This is a genomic window from Algoriphagus sp. (assembly GCF_030694375.1).
Lineage (GTDB): Bacteria > Bacteroidota > Bacteroidia > Cytophagales > Cyclobacteriaceae > Algoriphagus.
This window is the reverse complement of the sequence record NZ_JAUXYL010000038.1, coordinates 511,438-536,725: the sequence shown is the minus strand read 5'-3', so window position 1 is coordinate 536,725 and position 25,288 is coordinate 511,438. Positions and strand designations below refer to the sequence as shown.

General features: G+C 42.9%; 24 protein-coding genes. 10 read left to right on the top strand and 14 right to left on the bottom strand.

What is annotated here, in order from left to right; translation table 11 throughout:
• Positions 1-11 precede the first annotated feature (11 nt).
• On the bottom strand, positions 12-1,238 hold the full coding sequence (locus Q8M62_RS14220; RefSeq protein WP_304899925.1) for a 3-deoxy-D-manno-octulosonic acid transferase: 1,227 nt from the start codon (positions 1,236-1,238) through the stop codon (positions 12-14).
• 186 nt (positions 1,239-1,424) lie between these two features.
• On the opposite strand from Q8M62_RS14220, the gene Q8M62_RS14215 reads away from it, so the two are divergent.
• From Q8M62_RS14215 to Q8M62_RS14205, 3 genes are read left to right on the top strand one after another with little or no spacing between them, the layout of a single operon-like run.
• Complete coding sequence (locus Q8M62_RS14215) at positions 1,425-1,910, top strand: low molecular weight protein-tyrosine-phosphatase (RefSeq protein ID WP_092729708.1); 486 nt, start codon at positions 1,425-1,427, stop codon at positions 1,908-1,910.
• Complete coding sequence (locus Q8M62_RS14210; RefSeq protein WP_304899926.1) at positions 1,903-2,775, top strand: fructosamine kinase family protein; 873 nt, start codon at positions 1,903-1,905, stop codon at positions 2,773-2,775. Before Q8M62_RS14215 ends, Q8M62_RS14210 begins: the two co-directional genes overlap by 8 nt.
• Positions 2,775-3,281: a GNAT family N-acetyltransferase gene (locus Q8M62_RS14205; RefSeq protein WP_304899927.1), complete on the top strand. Its 507-nt coding sequence runs from the start codon at positions 2,775-2,777 to the stop codon at positions 3,279-3,281. Before Q8M62_RS14210 ends, Q8M62_RS14205 begins: the two co-directional genes overlap by 1 nt.
• On the opposite strand, the gene Q8M62_RS14200 is transcribed toward Q8M62_RS14205, so the two are convergent.
• Positions 3,278-4,381, bottom strand: coding sequence for a Gfo/Idh/MocA family protein (locus Q8M62_RS14200; RefSeq protein ID WP_304899928.1), 1,104 nt, complete (start codon positions 4,379-4,381; stop codon positions 3,278-3,280). The genes Q8M62_RS14205 and Q8M62_RS14200 overlap by 4 nt on opposite strands.
• Positions 4,382-4,470: 89 nt before the next feature.
• A complete protein-coding gene (locus Q8M62_RS14195) occupies positions 4,471-5,739 on the bottom strand; it encodes an aspartate kinase (protein WP_304899929.1) in 1,269 nt (422 codons plus the stop codon).
• Positions 5,740-5,795: 56 nt separating this feature from the next.
• On the opposite strand from Q8M62_RS14195, the gene fbp reads away from it, so the two are divergent.
• The 3 genes from fbp to Q8M62_RS14180 all read left to right on the top strand — a co-directional run bounded on the left by fbp (position 5,796) and on the right by Q8M62_RS14180 (position 9,427).
• Complete coding sequence (gene fbp, locus Q8M62_RS14190; protein WP_304899930.1) at positions 5,796-6,842, top strand: class 1 fructose-bisphosphatase; 1,047 nt, start codon at positions 5,796-5,798, stop codon at positions 6,840-6,842.
• A 63-nt stretch (positions 6,843-6,905) separates the two neighbouring features.
• On the top strand, positions 6,906-8,066 hold the full coding sequence (locus Q8M62_RS14185; RefSeq protein ID WP_304899931.1) for a PQQ-dependent sugar dehydrogenase: 1,161 nt from the start codon (positions 6,906-6,908) through the stop codon (positions 8,064-8,066).
• Between the two features lie 194 nt (positions 8,067-8,260).
• Positions 8,261-9,427, top strand: coding sequence for a PQQ-dependent sugar dehydrogenase (locus Q8M62_RS14180; protein WP_304899932.1), 1,167 nt, complete (start codon positions 8,261-8,263; stop codon positions 9,425-9,427).
• Between the two features lie 115 nt (positions 9,428-9,542).
• On the opposite strand, the gene Q8M62_RS14175 is transcribed toward Q8M62_RS14180, so the two are convergent.
• The 3 genes from Q8M62_RS14175 to Q8M62_RS14165 form a co-directional block, all read right to left on the bottom strand.
• Positions 9,543-10,601 (bottom strand): NAD(P)H-dependent glycerol-3-phosphate dehydrogenase, encoded by a 1,059-nt coding sequence (locus tag Q8M62_RS14175; RefSeq protein ID WP_304899933.1) that lies wholly within the window; start codon positions 10,599-10,601, stop codon positions 9,543-9,545.
• On the bottom strand, positions 10,579-12,276 hold the full coding sequence (locus tag Q8M62_RS14170) for a 1-acyl-sn-glycerol-3-phosphate acyltransferase (protein ID WP_304899934.1): 1,698 nt from the start codon (positions 12,274-12,276) through the stop codon (positions 10,579-10,581). The genes Q8M62_RS14175 and Q8M62_RS14170 overlap by 23 nt, the downstream gene beginning before the upstream one ends.
• Positions 12,277-12,356: 80 nt before the next feature.
• Positions 12,357-12,839 (bottom strand): DUF4199 domain-containing protein, encoded by a 483-nt coding sequence (locus tag Q8M62_RS14165; protein ID WP_371134663.1) that lies wholly within the window; start codon positions 12,837-12,839, stop codon positions 12,357-12,359.
• 154 nt (positions 12,840-12,993) lie between these two features.
• Here Q8M62_RS14165 and Q8M62_RS14160 point away from each other — a divergent pair, with 154 nt between their 5' ends.
• Positions 12,994-13,968 carry a polyprenyl synthetase family protein gene (locus tag Q8M62_RS14160; RefSeq protein ID WP_304899936.1) on the top strand — a complete coding sequence of 325 codons (975 nt, stop codon included), beginning with the start codon at positions 12,994-12,996 and terminating at the stop codon, positions 13,966-13,968.
• A gap of 21 nt (positions 13,969-13,989) precedes the next feature.
• Here the strand turns inward: Q8M62_RS14160 and Q8M62_RS14155 are convergent, their stop codons facing one another.
• From Q8M62_RS14155 to thrA, 4 genes are all read right to left on the bottom strand, one after another.
• Positions 13,990-15,066, bottom strand: a complete 1,077-nt coding sequence (locus Q8M62_RS14155) for a glycoside hydrolase family 43 protein (RefSeq protein WP_304899937.1) — start codon at positions 15,064-15,066, stop codon at positions 13,990-13,992.
• Between the two features lie 289 nt (positions 15,067-15,355).
• A complete protein-coding gene (thrC, locus tag Q8M62_RS14150) occupies positions 15,356-16,654 on the bottom strand; it encodes a threonine synthase (RefSeq protein WP_304899938.1) in 1,299 nt (432 codons plus the stop codon).
• Between the two features lie 3 nt (positions 16,655-16,657).
• The gene (locus tag Q8M62_RS14145; protein WP_304899939.1) at positions 16,658-17,593 is read right to left on the bottom strand and encodes a homoserine kinase; all 936 of its coding nucleotides are present in this window, start codon (positions 17,591-17,593) and stop codon (positions 16,658-16,660) included.
• Entirely contained in the window at positions 17,593-20,043 is a 2,451-nt protein-coding gene (gene thrA / locus Q8M62_RS14140) for a bifunctional aspartate kinase/homoserine dehydrogenase I (RefSeq protein ID WP_304899940.1), read from the bottom strand. The genes Q8M62_RS14145 and thrA overlap by 1 nt, the downstream gene beginning before the upstream one ends.
• A 487-nt stretch (positions 20,044-20,530) precedes the next feature.
• On the opposite strand from thrA, the gene Q8M62_RS14135 reads away from it, so the two are divergent.
• Positions 20,531-20,950 carry an META domain-containing protein gene (locus tag Q8M62_RS14135; protein ID WP_304899941.1) on the top strand — a complete coding sequence of 140 codons (420 nt, stop codon included), beginning with the start codon at positions 20,531-20,533 and terminating at the stop codon, positions 20,948-20,950.
• A 6-nt stretch (positions 20,951-20,956) separates the two neighbouring features.
• Here the strand turns inward: Q8M62_RS14135 and Q8M62_RS14130 are convergent, their stop codons facing one another.
• From Q8M62_RS14130 to Q8M62_RS14120, 3 genes are read right to left on the bottom strand one after another with little or no spacing between them, the layout of a single operon-like run.
• Entirely contained in the window at positions 20,957-21,412 is a 456-nt protein-coding gene (locus Q8M62_RS14130; protein WP_304899942.1) for a hypothetical protein, read from the bottom strand.
• 5 nt (positions 21,413-21,417) lie between these two features.
• Positions 21,418-21,879: a nuclear transport factor 2 family protein gene (locus Q8M62_RS14125; RefSeq protein ID WP_304899943.1), complete on the bottom strand. Its 462-nt coding sequence runs from the start codon at positions 21,877-21,879 to the stop codon at positions 21,418-21,420.
• A gap of 12 nt (positions 21,880-21,891) precedes the next feature.
• On the bottom strand, positions 21,892-22,569 hold the full coding sequence (locus Q8M62_RS14120) for an SDR family NAD(P)-dependent oxidoreductase (RefSeq protein ID WP_304899944.1): 678 nt from the start codon (positions 22,567-22,569) through the stop codon (positions 21,892-21,894).
• 59 nt (positions 22,570-22,628) lie between these two features.
• Here Q8M62_RS14120 and Q8M62_RS14115 point away from each other — a divergent pair, with 59 nt between their 5' ends.
• Together Q8M62_RS14115 and Q8M62_RS14110 are read left to right on the top strand one after the other, a co-directional pair.
• Positions 22,629-23,522: a mechanosensitive ion channel family protein gene (locus tag Q8M62_RS14115; protein WP_304899945.1), complete on the top strand. Its 894-nt coding sequence runs from the start codon at positions 22,629-22,631 to the stop codon at positions 23,520-23,522.
• Positions 23,503-23,841, top strand: a complete 339-nt coding sequence (locus Q8M62_RS14110) for an MGMT family protein (protein WP_304899946.1) — start codon at positions 23,503-23,505, stop codon at positions 23,839-23,841. Before Q8M62_RS14115 ends, Q8M62_RS14110 begins: the two co-directional genes overlap by 20 nt.
• On the opposite strand, the gene Q8M62_RS14105 is transcribed toward Q8M62_RS14110, so the two are convergent.
• On the bottom strand, positions 23,838-25,283 hold the full coding sequence (locus Q8M62_RS14105) for a sodium:solute symporter (RefSeq protein WP_304899947.1): 1,446 nt from the start codon (positions 25,281-25,283) through the stop codon (positions 23,838-23,840). The two genes, Q8M62_RS14110 and Q8M62_RS14105, sit on opposite strands and share 4 nt — an antisense overlap.
• Positions 25,284-25,288: the final 5 nt, after the last annotated feature.

Genomic DNA, 25,288 nt, shown 5'->3' with positions numbered 1-25,288 from the left:
GAAATCAAAGGCTAAATTTTTTCAATAATCCGATCTGCCGCGCCAAGGTTCGATTTTACCCATTTTTGAGCGGAATAAACTGCTTTTTCATAAAAATCGAGATCCTCCAACCTTTTAAATTGCTCAAAAAGCTCTTTTTCATTACTCACTGAAAAGCCACAGCCTTCCAGTTCGCTTTGTTCAGCCTCTGGAAACTTCGAAGCTTTTTTAACTTTCCCAAAAATTACCGGGACCTCAAAACCCAGAGGCTCAAGAATGTTATGTAGCCCTTTTCCAAACGCCCCACCGACATAGGCCACTCTGGCAAATTGGTACAGTGAAGACAGCATCCCGATATTGTCAATAAAAAGGACAGCATTCGAATCAGATGATTTCCAAGCTGAATATTTTTTTGACTCCAACTGAATCCGAGTTGCCCAACGATCCATGACCGCGTCACTCAAGTCATGCGGGGCAATAATCCACCTGTAATTTGGGCGGGAATTAATCAGGGGAATCAGGAGATCCATATCCTCTTCCCAAGCCGATCCGATCACTATGACCGGTTTCTCAGCTATCCAAGCATTAATGTCTGGAAGAGATTTCGGAGAAGATGCGGTAGCGGCGACCCTGTCAAAGCGGGTATCCCCGGCAAGACTCGCATGAGTGAACCCAATCGACCTTAATAGCTGGATACTTTTTTCATTTTGAGTAAAAATCCAGTCCATTGCAAAGAGATTCTGCCGAAAAAAAGCTCCCAAAATTCCAAAAAAAGATTGATCCTCCCTTAAGCTTGCCGCAATCAAATACACTGGGATTTGTCTTTTTTTCAAAGCCTGGATGTGGTGAAACCAAAGATCGTATTTGACAAAAAAAACGAGTTCAGGCCTCAAAAGATCAATAAATTGCTCCGCAAAACTTTTTCGGTCAAGCGGCAAATAGGTGATGAAGTCAACATTCAGTTGGATTTTTTTAACCACATGATCAAAACCTGAAGGACTGAAAAAACTTACAGCAATTGCCAGATCGGGCCGTTTCATTTTTAATTTACCGATTACAGGTCGGGCCTGTTCGAATTCCCCCAAAGAAGCCACATGAAACCAGGCAATAGGTCCAGAATAAGAGACCCGAAACTTTTTAAGTTTTTCTGATACAGATTTTCTTCCTTCCAAAAAATGATTCAGCTTTGCAGAAAATGGACTGAAAAGATTCAAAATCCCCGTGACCAAAAATAAAACGAAGCGGTAAATCAAATTCATCCCTCAAAAATAACCATTCAATTACAAATCCTCATTTTTTCTTAAAAAGGAAGGATGGATTAAAGAACGAATGAAAAAAAAATGAATAAAATTGAAATTGCGCTTATGCATTTACTCCTAAAATAAGTAATTTCAAGACTATCTTTTTTTAGAAATCCAACCTTCGGTAAAAGTTGATTTATTAAAATGATCAAAGTTCTATTCGTCTGTTTAGGCAATATTTGTCGTTCCCCGCTTGCTGAGGCTATTTTTAACCAAAAGACTCAAGCCTTAGGATTATCACATCAATTTCAGTCTGACAGCGCAGGGACATCCGACTTTCATATTGGAGAACTCCCCGACGAACGGTCGATTAAATGTGCTCAACAAAAAGGTCTTAAAATCAATCACAGAGGGAGACAAGTCAATCGAACTGATTTTAGGGATTTTGACTATATCATCGCCATGGATGACAATAATCTGCGTAACCTCAACAACCTGAAAATTCGGTACAATTTCTCCGATAAGACGATTTACTTGATGCGTGATTTTGTAGTAGGCTGGGAAGGATTGTCTGTCCCGGATCCTTATTATGGTGGAGAAGAGGGGTTTGAGGAGATTTATCAAATTCTGAATCAATCTATCGATGAGTTTCTTACCAAGATCAAAGAGGTTCACCAGATCTATGCTTGATCAGCATGAAATCTACCAACAAGTAATTTTTGAAACGTTGGGCCCAATGGCCCAGTTGAATTCCGCCGTTTTAATTGCTGCCGGAAATCAAAATCAGGGGATTAAGTTAGACACCTCAGAAGGCACTTTTTTCCTCAAACTTAATTTCAATCACGAGCCAGACATTTTTGCAAAGGAATCTGAAGGACTTCAAAAGTTACGAAAGGCCACCTTTCTAAAAGTGCCTCAAACCTATGGATACGGTCAAGTTGAAGATTACAATTATCTGCTTTCAGAATTTATACCAACATCCAGGCAGCAGTTGGATTATTGGGAAGATTTGGGATTGGGACTTGCCCAACTACACCTGACCCACAGCAAACAGTTTGGGTTAGATTCCGACAATTTCATCGCATCATTGCACCAAAAAAACGATCAACATGACAATTGGCCGGATTTTTTTATCAAACAAAGATTAGAGCCCATGCTTGGAAAAGCATATTTTGACAGACTGATTCCACTGGATTTTCTGAAAAAATTCCAAACTATTTACTCAAAAATGAATTCTATTCTCCCCAAAGAAAAGCCCTCCTTACTTCATGGAGATCTTTGGTCGGGAAATGTGATTTGCGATCAGGAAGGAAAGCCTTGTCTGATCGATCCGGCGGTTTACTTTGGACATCGGGAAATGGATTTGGCCTTTTCGAAGTTGTTTGGAGGTTTTGACTCGCGGTTTTATGAAGCCTACGAATCAATTAACCCTTTGGAACCTGACTTCGAAAGCCGAATCGGGATCTACAATCTGTACCCCTTACTGGTTCATTTAAACCTTTTTGGGGTTGCTTATCTCCCAGGAATTGAAAAAATTATCAAGCACTTCCAATAATGTCTTTTTTGATCAGAAACTATCAGGAAAGTGATGCGCCGGCAATTCTGGAAATTATCAACGATTCCATCCTGAATACAGCACACAACTACGACTATGAACCCAAATCACTGGGAGAAATCACCAGTCAGTTTGGGGTGAAAATCCAAGAGGGGTTCCCAATTTTAGTTGGCGAAGTAAATGGAGAAGTTCTTGGCTATGCGACTTTTGGAAAGTTCCGCGCCAAACCCGGATACAACAAAACCATTGAGCACTCCATTTATTTGAATAAAAAAGCCCAAGGCAAAGGCTTGGGCTCTGAAATGATGCGACAGTTGATTCAAATCGCAAGCGACAAAGGTTATCATGTGATGATCGCTGGAATGGATTCAGAAAATTCAGGTAGCTATCGATTTCATGCAAGATTTGGATTCAAGGAGGTCGCTCGGATGCCGGAAGTAGGTTTCAAGTTTGGGAAATGGCAAACTTTGGTGTTCATGCAATTGACTTTGGAACTGAAACTTTAAGCTAGCTTAATCTTTTTCCCGGTTTTCATCGCCTCATAAATCGCATCTACAATCACCAAGTCCTTCAGACCCTCTTCTCCATCTACGGGAATCATCGGCTTTTTCCCATCTAAAATGATCGCTGCCATTTCGTCCATCTGAGTGGTCTGGTGAGTCACATGTTCGGCTTCGATTGGGCCTTTATTCGTCCAGGCTTTGATTGGTCCGTAACCTGTGGATGGCTGCATTTCGGCAAAACCTTTGGTCCCATTCAGGTAAAACTTATCCAGATTATTCAGCGCATAAGTGGAAAGACAGGAAGCCACTGCTCCTGAGGGGAATCCCATCTGGAATGTGATCGTCTCATCCACGCCTTCCTTGAATTTGACCGGATCGGTTTTTACTTCCTGAGCAGTCACCCAGATCGGCTCCTCGCCCAGCATGTAGCGCGCACCGTTGATGGAATAGATTCCAATATCCATCATCGAGCCTCCCCCAGCTAGCTCATAATTTAATCTCCATTGCGTAGGATCACCGATGATAAATCCGCTCAGTCCCTGAAAAAACAAAGTTTTACCAAATTCTCCGGCACGCTGCTGACGCACCACTTCCATGGTTTTAGCCTCAAAGTGCATTCGATAGCCAACCAACAAATGAACTCCAGCAGTCTTGCACGCAGCTACCATTTCCCGACCTTCGGCCGCATTGAGCGCCATGGGTTTTTCGCAGATCACATGCTTACCTGCCTTGGCTACGCGAATGGAATAAGGTTTATGCAAAGAGTTAGGAGTAATCACATAGACTGCATCGATATCTGGATTATTTTTGATCTGATCAAAATTCTCATAATTGTAGCAATTTTTGTCTGGGATGCCATATTTCTGCTTCCAAGTCTCGACTTTAGAAGGTGTGCCGCTGACCAAGCCGACTAATTTTGCCCGTTTGGAATTCACCATCGCTTCAGCTACTCTACTACCATAGCTACCTAGTCCCATGATGGCCACTCGGAGAATTTTATCGTCTTTTTGAGATTCCATAGCAGCTAGTGTTTGTGATAAGGGGAGACTTAAGGCCAAGCCAGAGAGCCCAGCTCTGCGAAGAAATATTCTTCTTGAGTTCATAGTGTTTAAGAGGTTTTGGGTTTGATTTCCTCAAGATAGAAATTTCATTTGGGAAAAGGCTAAGACAACAAGAGATCGATACTTCAGGATTACATTTTTCTGCGTACTACCTGGAACGTGTTTCGAGAAGCTTGCTCCAAAAGGACTTCATATCCTTCTAAGAAGGCACCGATCTCATCCTGCTTATGATGCAGAATCGTCAAGAGCTCCAATCCTTCATTGTATCGAATTTCAAATTCAGATTTCAGCTTTTCGAGTAATTGCTCCAATTTGAAAAGCTGAACATCAATCACGATCGAAATACTGATTGCCGAAAGCTGAAGCATATTCACCCGAAGCTTCAATTCTTGCAATTGCTCATAGACACGATGAATGTGCTTTTCCTCTATAAAGGTGAAATCAGTTACCTTGAAACTTACCAGGACTTGATCCTTTTTGAGAACGATGGTCGGAACCTGATGAGCAGGCGCATTTTCATGAATTTTAGTTCCAGCGGCCTCAGGATCAAGAAACGATTTGACAAAAAGCGGAATTTTGGCGTTGGCGAGGGGCTTAATCGTTTTAGGATGAATTACAGAAGCTCCAAAATAGGTCATTTCAGCTGCTTCCTGATAGCCCAATTCCTCAAACTTCCTGGTATTCGGAAAAAGTTTTGGGTCCGCATTTAGCACTCCAGGTACATCCTTCCAAATCGTAACAGAACTTGCATCCAAACTGGTCGCCAAGATTGCAGCTGTAAAATCCGATCCCTCTCTCCCCAAGGTGGTAGGCTTTCCTTTGGAATCAGATCCAATAAACCCTTGGGTCAAAATCGGGAATCCCGCAAGTAGTGGTTTCCATATTTTTTGGGCAGATTTTTTAGTTTTTTCCCAGTCAATTTTAGCGAAGCGAAAGTAAGAATCAGTATGAATGACTTCTCTGGCATCCTTCCATAGTACGATCAACTCTTGGTGGCATAAAAATTCCGCCACAATACGGGAAGAAACCAACTCTCCAAAACCCACAATCCTGTCATAGTATTCGTCGTAATTCAGTCTACTTAAGGGCTTCTCCAAATCATTGTCAAGCTGAGTAAACAGATTGTCAAGCTGGGAAAAAATAGGATGAGCCGCTGGGAAAAGTTCTTGACAAATCGCATGGTGAAAGTTTTTCAAAATTGCACTATTCCATGAAAAACCTTCTCCTTGAAGCTTTTTTGACAAGATCGCCTCAAGTTCATTTGTGGTTTTCCCCATCGCAGAAACGACAATTATCATATCTTTCCGCAATCGATTACGAAGAATTTCAGCTAGGTTTTTAACCGCAAGGCTATCTTTGACAGAAGCACCGCCAAATTTATAAATTTGAATTTTTGTCATAAGAAATAATCCGTACTTTTCGGAAGTATAAACCCAATAATTGCATTTTTCAAATAATGAAAACTGACCCGTATCAGCCAAATCAGGGAAACTTAGCCTATTCAGTAGGCGTGACCCTAGACAGATTTATCAAACTCAAGCAAAGTGATTTCCCCTTTGCATCAGGAGAGCTCTCCCAAATTTTGAGAGACATTGCACTTGCTTCGAAGATAGTAAATCGCGAAACCAACAGAGCCGGATTGTCAAATATCGGCGGTGCTTTCGGACAAACCAACGTCCAAGGAGAAGAGCAACAAAAATTGGACGTGATCGCCAACATTCGATTTATGCGGGCACTCAGCAAAGGCGGCGAAGTCTGCGCTATTGTTTCGGAAGAGGAGGATTGTGTCATCGATCTACAAAACAACTCAGGTAAGTATGTTGTCGCCATTGATCCCTTGGATGGCAGTTCTAATATCGATGTGAATATCAGCATAGGAACTATATTTTCGATTTATAGAAGAAAAACTCCAGTTGGGAGTCCGATCACCACAGAAGATGTGATGCAGCCGGGAAATCAACAAGTGGCTGCCGGCTATGTGCTTTATGGTTCTTCGACCATGCTGGTGTATACCACTGGATGTGGTGTAAACGGCTTCACTTACGAGGCAAGTTTAGGAGAATTTTTTCTTTCTCATCCCAGCATCAAGGCTCCCGAAACAGGAAAGATTTACTCCATTAATGAAGGATTGGAACTGGAGTGGGAAGCCGGAGTCAAGTCTTTTGTGAAGGATTGTAAAGAAAAAAAGTACCAATCCCGATACATTGGGAGTTTGGTGGCGGATTTTCATCGCAATTTGCTCAAAGGCGGCATCTACCTATATCCTGCTACTTTTAACAACCCAAGCGGAAAGCTCCGACTCCTCTATGAGGCAAATGCATTGGCTTTTATTATTGAGCAGGCAGGCGGAAAAGCAAGTGACGGGGAGAATCGAATTTTGGATATTCAGCCGGAATCACTCCATCAGCGGACTCCCCTTTTGATCGGTTCAAAACACATGGTGGAAGAAGCCGAGGAATTATTTCGAATTTCCGAATCGGAAATCAACACTTTAAGCCGTTAAACAAGATTTTATTCTGATTCTGGATCTTTCGCTTTACCTTAGAGGTCGAAAAATCCTGAAACTATGTCTTCAAACAAACATTATCTTACTCTTGCAATTTTGGCCGGTACGATTTCGCTTTGGACCTCATGCGGACCAAAAGAACCCGCTGTTGAACCGATTGACGAAACCTTCGCTACCCAAACGGATAAGTTGCTGATCAAAGTGGATACCCTTTACAGCGAGCTTGAAAACCCTTGGGGAATGACCTGGCTTCCCGATGGAAGAATGCTGGTCACAGAGCGAAAAGGTGAAATCCTAATATTCAAGGATGACAAATACACCGGAGAAAAAATCCAGGGGCTTCCTGCCGTGCATAATGTGAATCAGGCTGGATTACTTGATATCGCACTTCATCCAAAATTTGCCGAAAATGGATGGATCTATATCGCTTACGCAAAACACTTCGAAGACAGCACTGCCGCTACTACTATCATGCGATTCAAGCTAGAAGGAAACACAGCTGTAAATCAGCAAGACTTAATCACGGCCGGGCCTTCGTGGAAAGGTGGACGTCACTTTGGAAGTAGGATCATCTTTGACAATGACGGATTCCTTTATTTCTCCAATGGAGACAAAGGAAATATCCCGATGAATGCCCAGGATTTGACTAACGCACATGGGAAAATTCATCGCGTGAAAGATGACGGAACTATCCCTTCGGACAACCCATTCGTTGATTCAGTAGGCGCTGTGGCCTCCATCTGGACCTATGGCAACCGAAATCCTCAGGGATTAGTGTATGACAAAGTAAACAACCGAATATGGGAAGTAGAACATGGACCAATGGGAGGCGATGAACTGAACTTGATCGAAAAAGGAAAGAACTACGGCTGGCCGGTGATCACTTACGGTCAAAATTACAATGGAACGCCTATCACTGACATCACCGAGAAAGAAGGAATGGAGCAACCCAAGCATTACTGGGTTCCTTCTATCGCTACTTGCGGCATGACGCTAGTCACTTCGGACAAATACCCAACTTGGAAAGGGAACATTCTCGTAGCGGCACTTGCAAAACAGCATATTGCACGTGTTGAATTGAATGGAACTACCTATGTGGGCGAAGAAAAACTCCTTCAGGATATCGGACGGGTACGTCAGGTGGCTGAAAGCCCTGATGGATATATCTATGCAATCACCGAAGCGACCGGGCTGATGGTGAAGCTTTTGCCAATCAGATAATATTTAAAGAAACCAGAAGAAAGACTTTGTGGGAAACCATGAAGTCTTTTTTTTTGTCCAATCTTTCCGAGACTAAATTTCGTAGATAGTTCATTCATTCCTCGAATCTGACCATTTATACCAAGGAAATTAACATCAAAAACTACAAGACACTTTTCGTCGTTTAGAAGATGTACACTTTTACCTCATTGAATATGAACCTGATCCAAAGATTTCTACCATTACTGCTCATTATGGGAATTTCAACCCTCGGCAAATCCTGTACTCCAAAAGATGAAGATGGAACCCCAAACGAGTCAATCACTGAAATAAAGTTCACGACCAAAACCGAAAAATTAACAGTTAAGGTAGATACCTTGTATTCAGCTTTTCAGAACCCTTGGGGTATGACTTGGATTGGTGATGGAAAAATGCTGGTTACAGAGCGCAAAGGAGAAATCCTTATTTTCAAAGATGACAAATACACCGGGCAAAAAATCCAAGGCTTACCGGCTGTCTATGCTAATGGACAAGCAGGCCTATTGGATATCACAGTACACCCCGACTTTGCCCAAAACGGTTGGATTTATATAGCTTATGCCAAACCCGTGCCTGGTGGTGGAGCCACTACTGTTGCGCGATTCAAGTTGAATGGAAATACGGTGGCATCTTTTGAAGAACTTATCGTGACAACTCCGGCATGGAATGGAGGCACTCACTATGGAAGCCGGATCGTTTTTGACAATCAGAAATTCCTCTATTTCACCAACGGAGAAAGAGGAAGTCAAAATAACGCACAAAACCTTACCAATTCACATGGTAAAGTTCATCGGATTCACGACGACGGTAGAATCCCGGCAGATAATCCCTTTGTGAATACCGCTAATGCAGTACCATCCATCTGGACCTATGGCAATAGAAATCCTCAGGGAATGATCTACGACCAAACTAACAATCGGATATGGTCCGTAGAGCACGGCCCAATGGGAGGTGATGAACTCAATCTGATCGAAAAAGGAAAAAATTACGGTTGGCCAGTGATTACCTATGGCCAAAACTACAACGGCACTCCGATCACCAATATCACCGAAAAAGAAGGAATGGAACAACCGGTGAAGTATTGGGTACCTTCTATCGCTACATGTGGAATGACCTTGGTCACCTCAGATAAATATCCTGCCTGGAAAGGCAACATCTTGGTGGCAGCACTGGCAGGAACACACATCTCCCGAGTCGAAATGAATGGTACAAAGGCAACCGGCGAAGAAAAATTACTGCCCGGCATCGGTCGAGTGAGACAAGTTTCTCAAAGTCCGGATGGCTTCATCTATGCCATCACCGAGGGGACGGGATTACTGATCAAACTTTTGCCAGCGTCATAAATGACTAAGAGGGCTTCAATCAGCCCAGTGTGTGATCCTCTGAAAATCCGGGATCATGCTAGATTTCTTCTTTCGCCAGATAGCCTATTCCCATATTCTAATTCAAAGCTATTTCCTAAACAAAGTCCACATCTACGCTGAATGGATACTTCATTAGAAATTGAAGTGCATCCTCTATCGCCAAGTCTTCGAAAAGCACCCGGTGAAGATTCTCGGTAATTGGAGCACGGATACCCACAGTTTTTATAAAAGCGTCCATCACTCGAATTGTGTTAATCCCTTCTGCCACTTCATCCATGGAAGCTAAAATCTGATCAAGCGACTCACCCTTTGCCAGTCTAAACCCTACGGTAAAATTCCGGGAATCAACTGAATTGCAGGTAGTCACCAAATCTCCGATTCCAGCCAATCCCATCACTGATTGGACACTGCCCCCGAGTGCTTTACTCAAGTGTACCATTTCCACCATTCCTCGGGAGACCAGCAATCCTTTTGCATTTTCACCCAATCCCAACCCTGCCAAAGCGCCGGCAGCAATGGCAATTATGTTTTTCAAAACCCCGCTTAGTTCTACTCCGATGATGTCTGAATTACCATATACCTGGAATTTTTCAGAACGAAGTAATCGCTGCCCTTCCAAAATCACTTCATTGTACTTACTAGCAATAACAGTTGCTGCAGGAAAGCCCACGCTCAGTTCTTTTGAGATATTAGGACCTGCAAGACAACCAACTCTGACGGCTACAGTCTCTTGCAAGATCACCTCACTCATGGTGAGAATTTGACTTCTTTTCAGCTTTTGGACTGTATCCAGACTTTCACCTTTACCAAGATTCAATGCAAGACCTTTGGTGCCATGAATAATCAAATGATAAGGATATAGAAATGGTCCAAAATTCCTGACAACTTCCAGAAAGGCTGCCGAAGGGATCATGAAAAAAAGAATGTTACACGACTTACAAAGTTCCTCAGGACTGAAAGTAGCGCGGATACTCGGATGAATTTCCCGACCGGAAGTACGATGGACAGTGTTGATTTCTTCAACGACCTCTTCTTTCCGGGCGTAGACCATGACTTCATTTTTTTCAGCAAGCATATTGGCAATGGCAGTTCCAAAGCTCCCAACGCCTACTACACCAATTCTCTTGGTTTTAGAAGAGTTTCTCAAGGCCATATCCGTGAAGTCTATTGTGATAAAAATAAAGCAAGCTCATGTCTTCGGTAACGATATCACCTTGCTTATCCCTAATCAAAGGACGCTTAGCATGATACATCCCCACATTGTCAATGCCATGAGTAATGATCTCATCCATGGACCTTTTCATATGTGGAGCAATGTCAATCATTCCCTGAGATTTTAACTCTAAAACCCGATCCATTACCAACTGACAAGCTGTTTTAAATTCTTCATAGGGAATGGAAATATCCTCCTCGGGCAATCGGATTAGGTCAAAAATATCCAGCTTGTTATTCTTGGCTTTGATGGATTCGAATGCTACAAAGGCGACTAAATGGGAACTGAATACACGGTTGATTTTATGAAACTCTTCCACAATTCGCTTTCCCAACATATGGGTATACTCTTCTTCCCGTTGCTGATCTACCGTGATTTTCCCATCCGAAATAAAATAATCCCTGGTTTCAATTTGTCTCCCACGCTTATCCAAGCTTTTCCCATCCTGATCCACGTAGTTCCCAAGCACATCCATCGCCCGACCGATGGAAACTGAGATGTCAGAGCCTTTGGTGAAGAATTTCAGCAAAAACTTGGAGATCTTATAAGAGGTTGAGAATTCGTCGTTTTCCTTATAGTATCGCTCCTGCCCGGTGATGCTCAGGTGCTCCCGGATCAAACTCGGAGCCTCCAACACAAAATGGTAATTGATCGTCACAGGAACGATGAAAATTTTCCCTGAACTATCATTGAATCCATTCTGAAAATTTGCCCGTTGAGCTTCGATAGCAGTACTCAATAGTCCTAATTTAAGTCTGGATTCGATCATTCCACTTCGGGATCGAGTCCCACCTGGGAAAAACAAACTATGACAACCAAACTGAATGGCTTCCTTGGAGTAAGTCTTAAGCGTCTCCAAATACATCAGATTTTTCTTTCTCCGATCGACTTTATACGCGCCCAAGGCATTCATGAAATAGGCAAAAATAGAGATATTGAAAAGATTCATGCCTGCACCATAAATGAATGGCGGCATGCCTAATACCGAGATGATCCACCCGATCAAAATGCTATCGAGGTTGGAGAAATGGGTCGGAACCATCACGATCGTTCCCTTTGTTGCCAAATCCCGTATCTGATCTGTTTGTCCCGTAATCTGGATTTTATCCTGAAGTGTATATTGATTACTGAAAATAGACTTAATGCCTTTCACCCGTGCTGCATTGAGCAAACGGGAAAAACCATAGGTCACCACACTTCTGGTAAACTTGTAATGGGATGCTTTAAAATTAGAAGCGATCTCCTCCGCATAACGGGAGGTGATGCGATGAAGTACTTTTTGGTAGGCTTGAAATCTTTTGCTTTTATCCAGAGATAAATCCGTATTGATTTGGAGCAAGGAAGATTTCACTTCGCTCCAAAAAGAATTCTCATCATCGGGATCGACCGCCCAAGGGTTTTGCTTTATCCTCAGTTTTTCGCGGTAAAGGGTAGTTTCCAACTCTTCCTTTATGATCTCGGGATTTTTCCCTGTCAATCCCAAAACCCTAGCTTCAGCCAGATCTGCCACTTTTTTTACAAATTCTTTTCGCTCTCTGGCCAATTTCACCACCGGCCATTCATCCTTGCTGGGAATAATGGGGGCATACCGATGCTTTATGTATTTCTCGTCCAAGGTGGAATGTAGGTTAGAAAAGGTCCTAAAGATAGCTAAATTGCCCTTTCTAACTGAATACTATTAGAAAGGGCAAGTAGTCAGGATTTTGTGCGGACAAAAAATGCAACAATCGCTGCAGTTATCAATCCCATTATCGCAGCTCCTATCATCGACTGCATCATGTAACTTTGAAGATTGAAATAATCTTCCGCTGCCTGCCGCTCCATTTTTCCGGAGGAAACAGAATAATCGATAGCATTATTGAAATAATCCGGAGTAATATATGTGCTCGTGATGTATTGACTTAGTGGGCTGAGCAGGAACACTACCAGCGTAATTATCAATCCGGCAATAAAACCCTGCTTATAGGACATTTTTCCTCCGAAGAAATTCCGTTTTTTGTCCAGAAGGGCAAAAACATAGATTGATATGGCAATCGGGGCCATAAACAACGTGTATGTTTCATGTTTATCGATGTGAACATCATGCCATCCCATCGCTTTTTCGAAAACCATCCAAATCAATCCAACAAGGACAAAGAGGATTCCCCATTTAATTTCAATTTTAATACTTTTCATCATGTTCAGGCTGTATTTGGTTTAGAATTAGGGGTGATTGATACAAATTACAAAAAAACCGAAAACGATTCTCAAATTCACAGTGTTTGATGAACAGTATGAAGAGATTCCCTTGCCCAAGAACGAAAGGGTATTATTTTTACGACATCATTCACTGATGAAAAAAGACCTCAAACAAATACAAGTCCCCATCGAAGCCGAAATGGCCCAGTTCGAGCATAAGTTCAGAAACTTCATGAAAAGTAAGGTCAAGCTTCTGGACCACATCACCAATTACATCGTCAAGCGAAAAGGCAAGCAGATGCGACCTATGTTCGTTTTTTTGACAGCAGGGGTATGCGGTGAAATAAACGAATCGACGCATCGTGGAGCGGCATTGATTGAATTGCTGCATACAGCAACACTTGTACATGATGACGTTGTCGATGATGCCAACTACAGACGCGGCTTTTTTTCAATTAATGCCCTTTGGAAAAACAAAATCGCAGTTTTAGTCGGTGACTACCTACTCTCGCGTGGGCTGTTGTTGAGCGTGGATCATGGGGACTTTCATCTTCTTCGCATCGTGTCCAACGCTGTCAAAGAAATGTCGGAAGGTGAACTCCTCCAAAGCTACAAAGCGCGAAAACTGGACGTGGATGAGGAAGTATACTATGATATCATCCGGAAAAAGACCGCGAGTTTGATTGCTTCCTGCTGTTCAGTTGGGGCTTCCAGCGTAGGAAATGATGATTCAGCAATTGAAAAAATGCGCCTTTTTGGAGAGAAAGTAGGGATGGCTTTTCAGATAAAGGATGACCTTTTTGACTTTGGAGAGGATGAAATAGGTAAGCCTGTTGGGATCGATATCAAGGAGAAAAAAATGACCTTGCCGCTGATCTATGCACTTAGAAATACGGATTGGCTGACAAAGCAAAAGATCATTTATCTAATTCGAAACCGCTCTGAGGATAAAAAAGCCGTCAATGAAGTAATTGATTTTGTAAAAAAGAGCGGTGGCTTGGATTACGCCAAAGGAAAAATGGACGGATTCTATCAGGAAGCCTTGACGATTTTGAATGATTTCCCTGATTCCGAATACAAATCATCTCTGAGCGATTTGGTGAGCTACACTATCGAGCGAAAAAAATAAAGCAGAAATCTCTGCTTTATTTTACCTCATAGCCTTGACCGTTTGAATCTTACCATCTTCCTGATGGATCAGCTCAGCCATTTTAATATTTCGGAGTGGCGTTTTTCCCGATAATTCCGTGTCGTGGTAGAAGAGATACCACTTGCCTTCAAACTCCACAATCGAATGGTGATTGGTCCAGCCTTCTACTGGATCTAAGACGTTTCCCTGATAAGTAAACGGGCCATATGGATTATCTCCAATCGCATAAGCGATGAAATGTGTGTCTCCCGTGGAATAAGACAAGTAATACTTGCCCTTATACTTGTGCATCCAAGCTGCTTCAAAAAATCTTCGGTTATTGTCCCCAGCTTTGATCGGTTCACCACTTTCATCGAGGATCAAGAGTTCTTTTGGCCTTTCTGCCAAGTCTTTCATTGAATCTCTGAGCTTGGCGATATAAGGCATTAAGGCTTTTTCTCCAGCTGCCGGAAGGCCATCTGTAGGACCTTTTCTTCCTGCTACCAATTTCTGATCGTCGTACCACTGAAGCTGACCACCCCAAATTCCACCAAACAGCATATAGTATTCTTCCCCTTCCTGAAATACTGCCGGATCCATGCTAAAAGTACCCTTTATAGGCTCTGGTTCAGCTTTGAAAGGTCCTTCAGGCCGATCTGAAACAGCCACTCCAATCTTGAAAATATCATTTTTATCCTTTGCAGGAAAATACAAATAGTACTTCCCATCTTTTTCAGCCGCATCCGGTGCCCAGAGCTGCCGACCTGCCCAAGGAACATCCTCCAACTTGAGTGCAACACCATGATCCGTAACTGCAGCGCCAGGCTTTTCCATCGAAAAAACATGGTAATCCTTCATGTCAAAGTGCGAACCCATGTCATCTTCCGCTACTTCTGTCTCGGTATCATGAGACGGATAAATGTAAATTTTCCCTTCAAAAACATGGGCCGAGGGATCGGCTGTGTAGATCTTTTCTACTAAGGCTTTATGAAGAAATTTAGAGACTTCAGGTTCAGCTTCGACTTGAACTTCATCTTTTGGCTGGGAACACGAGAAGACAGAACCAAGGGCCACCAAAAAGAGAAATGAATATTTCATAAATAAAATCGGTTTGGGAACACTCGAAAATAGTAAAGTCGCGGAAAAAAGACTCAAGAATATTTTTGTGTTTCAATTGATTAAAGTCGTGATGCTATCATTTATGTATGTCCGCTTTCTTACCAGTAGCAAAATAAAATAAGGTTTGAAGTTCCAAAAAACGAGCTACGCCACGGCGCACAGGTGTGGACTGTTTACAGTCGTCTGTGGACGATTATCCGCTATTTTTCTGGCTTATTTTTTCTTACTGGCAGAATTGCGGATAATCATAATATCATTAATCAAATTTTCAATCCAAGCCCTCCAAAAACTCCTTAAACTCCTCAAAGCTTTTTCCTAGCTCAATTACCTTTTTTTCGCCTTCCAGAAAAGCTGCCAATCGCTCGGGCAGAATCAATTTTTCACCCAAAGCTTCTTCCACTACATCACGGAATTTTCCGGGATGCGCTGTTTCCAAGAATACCCCGACATAGCCGGGATATTCATTCCTAAACTCTTTCAAACCCAAATACCCCACAGCGCCGTGCGGGTCTAAAGTATATCCCTGAGGTTGAACTTTTTGAATCGCCTGCACCGTCTCTTCGTCGTCGTAGAAATAGCCCTTCACCTTCTCTCTGAAAACATTTTCGTCTCCGCGATAGAGTGATCCCAATCTTGGAAAATTGCTTGGATTACCTACATCCATGGAGTTGGACACTGTCTGTATCGACGGCTGTGGCTGGAATCCGGCACCTTGAAGGTAGTCCGGCACAATTTTATTTACATTCGTCGCGGCGACGAAATGATCGACTGGTAAGCCCATTCGCTCCGCTAAAATTCCCGCACCCAGGTTACCGAAATTCCCGCTTGGTACGGCGAAAACAACTTTTTTTCCATTTTTCAGAAGTCTTGAATACGCATAGAAATAGTACAAACACTGCGGAATCCATCGTGCAATATTGATGGAATTGGCAGAGGTCAAGAGTAATTTTTTATTCAAGTCTGCATCCAAAAAAGCCTGCTTAACCAATGTCTGACAATCATCAAAAACTCCATCCACTTCCAAAGCCGTGATATTTTGACCCAGTGTCGTAAACTGCTTTTCCTGTAGGGGGCTGACTTTTCCTTTCGGAAAAAGTATAATAACCTCCACCCCCTCTACTCCCAAAAAACCATTGGCTACAGCACTTCCGGTATCTCCGGAAGTCGCCACAAGCACTCGAAGGGTTTTGCTTGATTTTTCAACCAACATGCTCATCAACTTGGAGCAAAACCGTGCACCAAAGTCTTTGAACGCCAATGTCGGTCCATGAAACAACTCTAAACTGTAGACATCCTCTTCAACTTCCACAAGCGGCGCATCAAAGGTCAATGTATGATCGACCAATTCCCTGATCTGACTTTCGCTCAAATCCTCAGAAAATAAAGCTCCAATCACAGCGTAACCGATTTCCTGAAAACTCATTTGAGAGAATTTCTCAATCAATTCTTTTGGCAAAACAGGGATTCGCTCTGGCATATACAGACCGTTATCAGGAGCAAGGCCTTTGATGACTGCTTCAGATAGCGAAACTTTATGATTCGGATTATTAGTGCTGAAGTACTTCATAAATTAGGTGGATTCGAGGACGTATGCTCCTCGGATATTGATAGCAGAGTGGTAGGTATCTACTCCAAGACCGATGGCATCATAGACTTCCTGTGCGGCTTTGATGATGGATTCGGAGGCTTCTGCCCCTTTGGAAAGTGTAAATAGTGTAGGGCCTGAACCCGAAATCCCCATTCCCAATGCTCCGGCAGCTTTTACAGCTTCCTTCACTTCGTAAAAACCGGGGATCAAAGTAGCGCGATAAGGTTCGGCAATTACATCCCGAAGCGATCGGCCGATTAAGTCAAAGTCTTCCTGAAACAATCCTGCAATCAGTCCAGCCACATTGCCCGATTGTATTGTGGAATGCTTCAAGGACACCGAATCTCTCAAAACCGACCGGGAATCGGAGGTTTTCAATTCAAAATGCGGATGAAGCAAGGTGCAGTGCAAGCCTTGGGGCACGTGTAGTTTGATCACATCCAAAGGATGGTAATCCCGAATCAAGACAAATCCACCAAGCAAACTCGGAGCGACATTATCCGCATGACCTGCACCACAAGCTGCTTTTTCAGCTGCTATCGCAAAAGGAAGCAAGTTTTTCTTTTCAAAAGGCTCACCAAGTAAATGATTTGCTGCCACCAAAGCCGCAACTGCACTAGCTGCACTGGAACCCATTCCTGAGCCCAAAGGCAGTCCTTTTTTCAGTATGATATTCATCCCTACTTCCTGCCCCAATTCATCCAACATCGCTTGAATCGCAACGGTACAGGTATTTTTTTCAACCTCATAAGGTAGCCTGCCTCCGTCCCCTTCAATGGAAATAACACGCAGTCCTGGCCCATCTTTGAGTTGGACTTCAACTACATCACCCATCGCATCGATGGCAAATCCGAGAATATCGAATCCGCAGGACACATTGGCCACAGTGGCGGGAGCAAAAGCTTGGACCGATTGCATTATTCCCGAGTATAGTTACCGATTCGGATCACATCAGCAAATACACCTGCGGCAGTCACGTCCGCACCAGCACCCGGACCACGGATGATCATCGGTCGATCGTGGTAGCGTTCCGTAGTCAGCAAAATCATGTTGTCACTTCCTTTCAGACTGGAAAAAGGATGTGACTCTGGCAATGACTTCAAGCCGACCTTGGCTTTCCCGTCTTCCAATGTTGCCATAAAGCGGAGCTTTTCTCCCTTTGCCTTGGCATCCGCTAGAAGCTTGGCGAAATCAACATCGTGTCCTTTTAGCTTTTCGAAGAATTCATCCACGGAAGATGTCGTCCGACAATCTGCCGGAACCATACTTTGGATGGTAATGTCATCAAATTCCAATTCCTGTTCTGCTTCACGACCTAGGATAAGGATTTTCCGAGCCACATCCATTCCACTGAGGTCATCTCGGGGATCTGGTTCGGTATAGCCTTTTTCCTTTGCGATTTTTACGACTTCTGAAAAAGGAGCCCCGTTTTCCAGTTCAGAGAAAATAAAATTCATTGAGCCACTCAATACGGCTTCTATTCGAATTACCCGATCGCCTGAAAGCATCAAATCCTGCAGCGTATTGATCACAGGCAGTCCGGCCGCTACGTTGGTTTCGTATAAGAAATTCACTCCCCGCCGTTTGGCAATTCGTTTTAATGCGCGATACTGATCCATTGAACCGGAATTGGCCTTTTTATTCGGCGTGACGATTCCAACCTTTGCTTCCAGTATTCGGGAATAGGTATCAGCTACTTCCAAACTTGCAGTGCAATCCACAAATACCGAGTTGGAGAAATTCATCTCTTCCATCGTTTGGATGAACTTATCCAGATTCATTTTTTGATCGGATTCGTTCAATTGATGTGGATTTTTCAGATCAAATCCATCCTCGTTAAAAGCCATGAAACGGCTATTGGCCAAACCGTGTATCTGAATGTCCAATTCATTGGCTCGGAGCAATTTATTTTGCTGGGACTTAATCATCTTAATCAGGGCTTGACCGATAAGGCCTGTCCCAACCAAAAAGACGTGAAGTACTTTATTTTCTGACAGGAAAAATGCTTCATGGAGCGCATTGAGTGCCTTCTGCAAGTCTGGTTGAGGAATGACAGCAGAGATATTCAGCTCCGAACTTCCCTGAGCAATTGCGGCTACGTTGATATTATTTCTTCCCAAGGCCCGGAACATCCGTCCGGAGGCTCCGGGATTTTGTTTCATGTTTTCTCCTACCACCGCTATCGTTGCCAATCCATGAAGCAGCGATACTTCATCCATCTCTCCGGACTTGATTTCGTAGAAAAACTCTTTTTCAATTGCCTCTTTACCCTGATAGGCTTCATGGGTTTTGATCGCCAGACAAATGCTATGTTCGGAAGAGGCCTGAGAAATCAATAAAATATTCACCTTGGCTTCCGCAAGAGCCTTAAACACCCGGCTGACTGTAGCTCCACCCTCCATCAATCCTGCCCCTTGGACTGTCACGATTGAAATATTGGACATGGAACTGATTCCTTTGATCAAGGCACCATGACTGACTTCGCCATTGATGAGCGTACCTGCATTCTCCGGCTCAAACGTATTTTTGATATAGATTGGGATGCTTTTTCGCATCGCAGGCTGCATAGTCGCAGGGAAAATAACTTTCGCTCCAAAGTGGGAAAGCTCCATCGCCTCATTATAACTCAATTGTGGAATAGTGAAGGCGGTGTAAACCAACTTTGGGTCGGCAGTCAATACACCTGAGACATCCGTCCAGATCTCCAGATCCTGCGCTTCCAAAGCCGCAGCAAAAATCGCTGCCGTGTAATCCGAGCCCGATCTTCCAAGTGTGGTAGTCTCACCTTTGGCTGTAGACGCAATGAATCCTGTAATGACCTTTACCCCGTCATTTTTTGAAAAATAATCTTTGATCTGAGCATAGGTCACCTCATAGTCGACTCTGGCCTGACCAAAACGATCATTTGTCCGGATGACATCCCTCGCATCTACAAACTGCGTCTTGATGCCTTTACCAGCCATAGCTTCCGCCAAAATAAATGAAGAAAGCCGCTCTCCAAAGCTCGCTACGTAGTCCAGCGTGCGTGCGGAATTTTCCTTGATGAGATAAATTCCGTGAAAAAGATCCTCCAACTCCTTAAAGCGCACTTTGACATACGTCATTACAGTAGATTGATTTTGGACTGCGATCAACTGTCGTACAATGTCGAGATGCTTCTCCTCCAGGGTTTGTAAAAGATCTCTATAAGCCTGATCCCCCTCTCTGGACAATCTTGCAATGGTGAGAAGGCTTTCTGTAACTCCGCCAAAAGCAGAAAAAACGACTGCAATCTCATGTTGTTTGAGCTTGTCTTGAAGGATTGCAAATACCTTTCGGATGTTTTCAGGGTTCGCTACGGATGAACCTCCAAACTTGATGATTTTCATAAAGTATAATGAAATTAATGCTGGAAATTAAAATTTGGCCAAGGAGGCCTCTGAGGGCGAGTAATTAAAGATGACGACGGGTCACCCCGTAATCATGGTGGTCATTCCGGTGTTCATTGTGAAAAAAACAGCAGCATGCATTTCCAAGGTTGGAAGCGCATTTGAATGTGAAAAATATTTTGCTGCAAGTACCATGACTGGAAGATTGACTGGACAATCTTACAGCGAAAAAACGGTTTGACCAAACAAACTCATAGAGATCTGAGATTTTTTTAAAATTTTCTCAGGATTAAATTCGAAATATTAACCATTTGATAATTCACCAAAGGATATTTTTGAATTTAAACTAACAGATTTGAGCCTATTCAATGGATCTGTGATTTGTATTTCAGAGGCAAAATAGTCTATCCCGGTCCTGTCTTCCTCAGGCAGCCTCGATTTCAGCGAGATTTTAGTACCTTAAAGGCAACTCCTACTTTAAGGTTTCATGAAACAAGTACGCATCTTTTCACTCAGTATTTTGATCCTGCTCTTCATTGGCTGTAGCGGATCTTCCAACCTGGCAAATCCCAATCTGCTCATCGGGAAAACATGGATATTATCCAGTTTTAAAGGAGACCTTGACATTAGCAAGTTCAGCCTGGGATCACCTTTAATTTCATTTTTGGAAGAAGGGAGGCTGGCAGGATTTGCAGGCTGCAACAATTTTTCGGGCACGTTCTCCCTGGAAGGGATGGGACTACTACTCGATCCCGGTGCAATTACAAAAAAAGCGTGCCGCGGCACTTCTGATACTGCGTTTATTTCGGCTATGGACAATGTCAAGAATTTCTCGGTAGAAAAGAGCAGACTCATCCTAATGGACGGCACCATTGAACTGATGAGCTTCATCCCCAAAAAAGACTAAATCTGATCAGACCAATTCCTCGATCGACATCATTTTCCCTCGAAAGTTTACCTGTTCTTTCTTTTTCTTTCCAATTAAAAGCTCACCAAGTGGTGAGTTTTTACTCATCAAAAAAACCTTAGTGTCGTCCACATTTACCTGTCCTATACTGATGGCCAGCAAAAACCAATCAGCTCCGAGTTTGATTAATGCTCCTTCCTGTACAGAAACAGGTGTGTCTTTGATTGCCTGGAGTCTGTAGAGCTCATCCAGGTCCATTTTGCTCTGCTTTATCTGCTTCTCAATTGTATTCAGATCCTGGGTGATCGTCTCACGGCTAGTCTCGTATTTATCTCCAGCGCTGTTTTTTTCTTCTTCCAGAATGCTCTCTATAATGTTTTTTCGCTCCTGACTTAGCAATGCTTCTTTTTGTTTCAGTTGAGACAGGGCTGTCTGATAGACTTTTGATTTGAATTCGTTCATAAAATTTAGCCTTCGCAGGATTCTTTTCTTCGGGTGTCGATAATGTAAACAATTTTCCAGCCACTGGCCATTTTCACGAGCTGGAAGGAATTTACGCCGCAATGGCTAAAATTCCCATTAACGTAAAAGTGGTAGGGAGTCCAAGCAGCGGCCATCTCCCCGTCAATTTTGATCTGATAGTCAAGTATTCGTTCGTCCAGTTGGGTTTCTGCCGGAGTGGTAGCGATTCGTTTCACAAAATCAGCCACGGCATTACTGCCCACTTCAGTTCCTTCGGGTTTAGAAATGACGGTCTGCATCAGCGCATCTTTGGAAAAAGAGGCAGCCACCTGATCCGCATTTTTTGATCTCATTCCGTCAAAAAGACTTTTTATCACAGCTTCAACCTGCTCCTCCTCTGTCTGGGAGAAAGCTTGGATACAGAAAAACAGACCAAAAAGGCCTGCAAGAAGAATTTTTTTGGTCATGGCATGTATACTTTAAACGCCTCCGTAAAGTTTGAAAGTCATATTTCTCAACGCTGAATTATTAACCGCGTAGTGCATCGCCTCAGCAATTTCTTTGGCACTCACCCACAGCGAAAAATCTGCATCAGGCATGGACTCACGATTGGCTTCGGTATCAATGATACTTGGAACAAAGACATGGCTACGGATTTGAGTGTCTTTCACTTCCTCAGCAAGAATTTCGGCAAGTGTCAATACCAGTTTTTTACTCAACGAATAGGCAATGGTATCTTTGGCACTTTGCAATTCCAAGGCCGGTCTTGCCCCGACAAAAAGGAAGGTGCCTCTTTGCTGTTTTTTCATAAAGGGAAGAAAACCCCTCACCATATTGTAGGCGCTGAAAAAATTCAACTGAAGCATAGCCTGAATGTCTTTTTCAGAAGTCGAATCAATAGCTCCCATTGAGAATCCTCCTACGATCATTGCCATCGCATCCAGATCGTTATACTGCATCTGAAACTCTTTCACAAACTCTGAAACTGCAGCTTCGTCAGTGACGTCCACTTCATAATTATCATCCGCTTCCTCTACAAACTCATCATGATCCGGTCTCAACAGTGCAATGACATGATACCCTTCCCGCTTGAATTTATCTACAACAGCCCTACCAAGACCTCCCGCTGCACCGGTAATTAATATATTTCTGCTCATGTTTGGTCTGATTTCATTCTGATAATTGCTAAAATTAGGCTTTATTTTTCGATTGAAACATGAATCATCTCAAAAGCAGCATCCAAGTCAAAGAGAATATCCGGAAAAGAAACTTTGCCATAAAGCTTCTTTTGCTGATTATTTTGGAAATTTTTTATGAAGGGGAGACCTTTTTGAGCCCTTTTCTTGAAAAATATGAAATTATTAACCGGATCATCCGTGCTCTAATTTTCCTCCTCAGTGCTAATTTGATCATTTCCCTGGGTCGAATTATTACTCTGAGAATTTATTTACGACAGCGGGAGGACAACAAAGTGCAGCCCAATTTCATGTTGGGAATCGACCGGATTGCCGGAATACTCACAAGTTTTGCACTGTTGATCTGTTTGATGTTGGTTTTCGGAATCAGGCCTTTGGAGTTTTTGACCAGCATTACAATCGTCGCGGCAGCGATTGCATTATTAACCAAAGAATACATTACCAATATCGTCAATGGGCTGATCATGATGTTTTCCGATCAGCTGGAGATCGGAGATAAAATCCAAATTGGACGCCATATTGGTTTCATAAGAGACATCACGCTGATAAATTTGGTTTTGAAAAATGATTCAGGAGAAATTATCCTAATTCCAAACACCATGGCTTTGACTACTGATGTGGTCAATTTTTCCAAAAACAATACGCACCAGGTGATTTTTGATATCGAGATCTCCTCGAAAAATGAAATCCATTTAAATGCACTGGAGGAAAGTCTTTCCGAACTGCTAAAAAAATATCCGGATATCGTCTTTGCCGAAGGAGCTCAATTGAATGTGATTGAAAGAAAGGCCGAAACCTTCTTGGTAAGATTTCAATTCCCGATCAAAACAGGGGAAAAACCCACAGAAATTCTTGTGAAAAAAGAAATCAATCAAGCTTTGATACAATGGAACCATGGGCACAGACAAGGTTAACTATTTCGATTTGGTCTATCAGGTAGTTCGGGAAATTCCCCGCGGACGAGTCACGAGTTATGGAGCGATCGCGCATTATTTGGGGTTAAAAAGTGGGGCGAGAATGGTGGGGTATGCCATGAATGCCGCACATACGATGACTGATGTGCCAGCACAGCGCGTAGTCAACCGACAGGGCTTACTCACGGGAAAACACCATTTCGCAACCTCCACCAGAATGCAGGAATTACTCGAGGCTGATGGGGTCAGCGTTGAAAACGACCAAGTCAAAAACTTCGAAACTGTTTTTTGGGATCCTGAAAAGGAACTTGGCCTTTAATCCTTTTTGCGCAGCAAAAAAAGTCCCAAAAACATCAAAGCTCCATTTAAGATCAGCGCCTCAAAACCAAACTTGTAGCCCCAAAGCCATTTTTCGGAATTTTGACTGATGATAAAAGTAATAATTGGAGCGGCCACTGCGATGTAGGGAACAAAGCGGTCTTTGACTTTCAGCTTGGTGAAAAGTCCAAAAGAGTACAGCCCGAGTAATGGCCCGTAAGTATATCCCGCAATGATAAATACCGAATTGATCACACTTTGATCATTTAGCCAGTAAAAGCCCAAAATCATAAAAAACATCAGTGCGGTAAAAAGAATATGGACTTTTTTGCGGATACTGACTCTTTTTTCAGGTGCATATTTTCTGTCGATCTGAAGAAAATCAATACAAAATGAAGTCGTCAAGGCGGTCAGTGTCGAATCGGCACTGGAATAGGCCGCCGCAGTAATCCCAAGTACAAATACGATTCCCGTGAAAGCCGAGAAATGCTGTGTTGCCAATAAGGGAAAAAGTCCGTCTGACTTTGAAGGAAGTGGAATTCCTTTAGTCTCTGCATAAATGTAGAGCATGACCCCCAGCGAAAGGAAAAGCAGGTTGACAATCACCAAAATGACAGTAAACCAAAGCATGTTTTTCTGGGCATCTCCGATATTCTTGCAAGTCAGATTTTTCTGCATCATATCCTGATCGAGTCCCGTCATCACGATGGTGATGAATGCACCGGAAATAAATTGCTTGAAGAAATTGGTGCCAGCTTTCCAGTCCCAGTTGAATATCTCCGAACGGCTATCCTTCGCTACTGAAGAGACATAGTCCCCAAGGCTTTTTATCCCCAATTCATTCCCGATATAAAAAATGGTAATGATCACAGCCGCAAGCATAAAAAAAGTCTGTAGTGTGTCAGTCCACACCACAGTCTTAATTCCTCCACGGTACGTGTAAAGCCAGATCAGTCCCACTGTAATCAAAACAGAAACCCAAAAAGGAATTCCAAGTGAATCGAAAAGTATTAACTGCAAGACGCTTGCAACCAAATAAAGGCGCAAAGAAGATCCTAATGCTCTGGATAGGATAAAGAAAAAGGCACCAGTCTTGTAAGACCAAAATCCGAATCGCTCTTCCAAATAGGAATAGATTGAGACTAGATTGAGTCGATAGTAAAGCGGAAGTAAAACTTTGGCTATGGTGAAATAGCCCAAGGTATATCCCAAAACAACCTGGAAGTAAAAGAAGTTAGTATTACCTACCTCCCCGGGAACTGATATAAAAGTGACCCCGGAAAGGGAGGCCCCAATCATGCCAAATGCGACCAAAAACCACGGAGACTGTCTGTCACCTGTAAAGAATGAATCAGCCGTGACTTGCCTCGATGTGTACCAAGAAATTAAAAAAAGTAAAAGGAAATAGGCCGAAATGACTGACAGGACAATTTGGGGATTCATAAAGG

Coding starts and splice junctions, on each gene's coding strand:
- Q8M62_RS14130 (WP_304899942.1), bottom strand. CDS start 21,412: ATGAACGAATTCAAATCAAAAGTCTATCAGACAGCCCTGTCTCAACTG.
- Q8M62_RS14200 (WP_304899928.1), bottom strand. CDS start 4,381: ATGAACTCAAGAAGAATATTTCTTCGCAGAGCTGGGCTCTCTGGCTTG.
- Q8M62_RS14105 (WP_304899947.1), bottom strand. CDS start 25,283: ATGAATCCCCAAATTGTCCTGTCAGTCATTTCGGCCTATTTCCTTTTA.
- Q8M62_RS14145 (WP_304899939.1), bottom strand. CDS start 17,593: ATGCAATCGGTCCAAGCTTTTGCTCCCGCCACTGTGGCCAATGTGTCC.
- Q8M62_RS14180 (WP_304899932.1), top strand. CDS start 8,261: ATGAACCTGATCCAAAGATTTCTACCATTACTGCTCATTATGGGAATT.
- Q8M62_RS14115 (WP_304899945.1), top strand. CDS start 22,629: ATGAATCATCTCAAAAGCAGCATCCAAGTCAAAGAGAATATCCGGAAA.
- Q8M62_RS14110 (WP_304899946.1), top strand. CDS start 23,503: ATGGGCACAGACAAGGTTAACTATTTCGATTTGGTCTATCAGGTAGTT.
- Q8M62_RS14120 (WP_304899944.1), bottom strand. CDS start 22,569: ATGAGCAGAAATATATTAATTACCGGTGCAGCGGGAGGTCTTGGTAGG.
- fbp (WP_304899930.1), top strand. CDS start 5,796: ATGAAAACTGACCCGTATCAGCCAAATCAGGGAAACTTAGCCTATTCA.
- Q8M62_RS14215 (WP_092729708.1), top strand. CDS start 1,425: ATGATCAAAGTTCTATTCGTCTGTTTAGGCAATATTTGTCGTTCCCCG.
- Q8M62_RS14165 (WP_371134663.1), bottom strand. CDS start 12,839: ATGATGAAAAGTATTAAAATTGAAATTAAATGGGGAATCCTCTTTGTC.
- thrA (WP_304899940.1), bottom strand. CDS start 20,043: ATGAAAATCATCAAGTTTGGAGGTTCATCCGTAGCGAACCCTGAAAAC.
- Q8M62_RS14210 (WP_304899926.1), top strand. CDS start 1,903: ATGCTTGATCAGCATGAAATCTACCAACAAGTAATTTTTGAAACGTTG.
- Q8M62_RS14185 (WP_304899931.1), top strand. CDS start 6,906: ATGTCTTCAAACAAACATTATCTTACTCTTGCAATTTTGGCCGGTACG.
- Q8M62_RS14205 (WP_304899927.1), top strand. CDS start 2,775: ATGTCTTTTTTGATCAGAAACTATCAGGAAAGTGATGCGCCGGCAATT.
- Q8M62_RS14155 (WP_304899937.1), bottom strand. CDS start 15,066: ATGAAATATTCATTTCTCTTTTTGGTGGCCCTTGGTTCTGTCTTCTCG.
- thrC (WP_304899938.1), bottom strand. CDS start 16,654: ATGAAGTACTTCAGCACTAATAATCCGAATCATAAAGTTTCGCTATCT.
- Q8M62_RS14125 (WP_304899943.1), bottom strand. CDS start 21,879: ATGACCAAAAAAATTCTTCTTGCAGGCCTTTTTGGTCTGTTTTTCTGT.
- Q8M62_RS14135 (WP_304899941.1), top strand. CDS start 20,531: ATGAAACAAGTACGCATCTTTTCACTCAGTATTTTGATCCTGCTCTTC.
- Q8M62_RS14175 (WP_304899933.1), bottom strand. CDS start 10,601: ATGGCCTTGAGAAACTCTTCTAAAACCAAGAGAATTGGTGTAGTAGGC.
- Q8M62_RS14220 (WP_304899925.1), bottom strand. CDS start 1,238: ATGAATTTGATTTACCGCTTCGTTTTATTTTTGGTCACGGGGATTTTG.
- Q8M62_RS14195 (WP_304899929.1), bottom strand. CDS start 5,739: ATGACAAAAATTCAAATTTATAAATTTGGCGGTGCTTCTGTCAAAGAT.
- Q8M62_RS14160 (WP_304899936.1), top strand. CDS start 12,994: ATGAAAAAAGACCTCAAACAAATACAAGTCCCCATCGAAGCCGAAATG.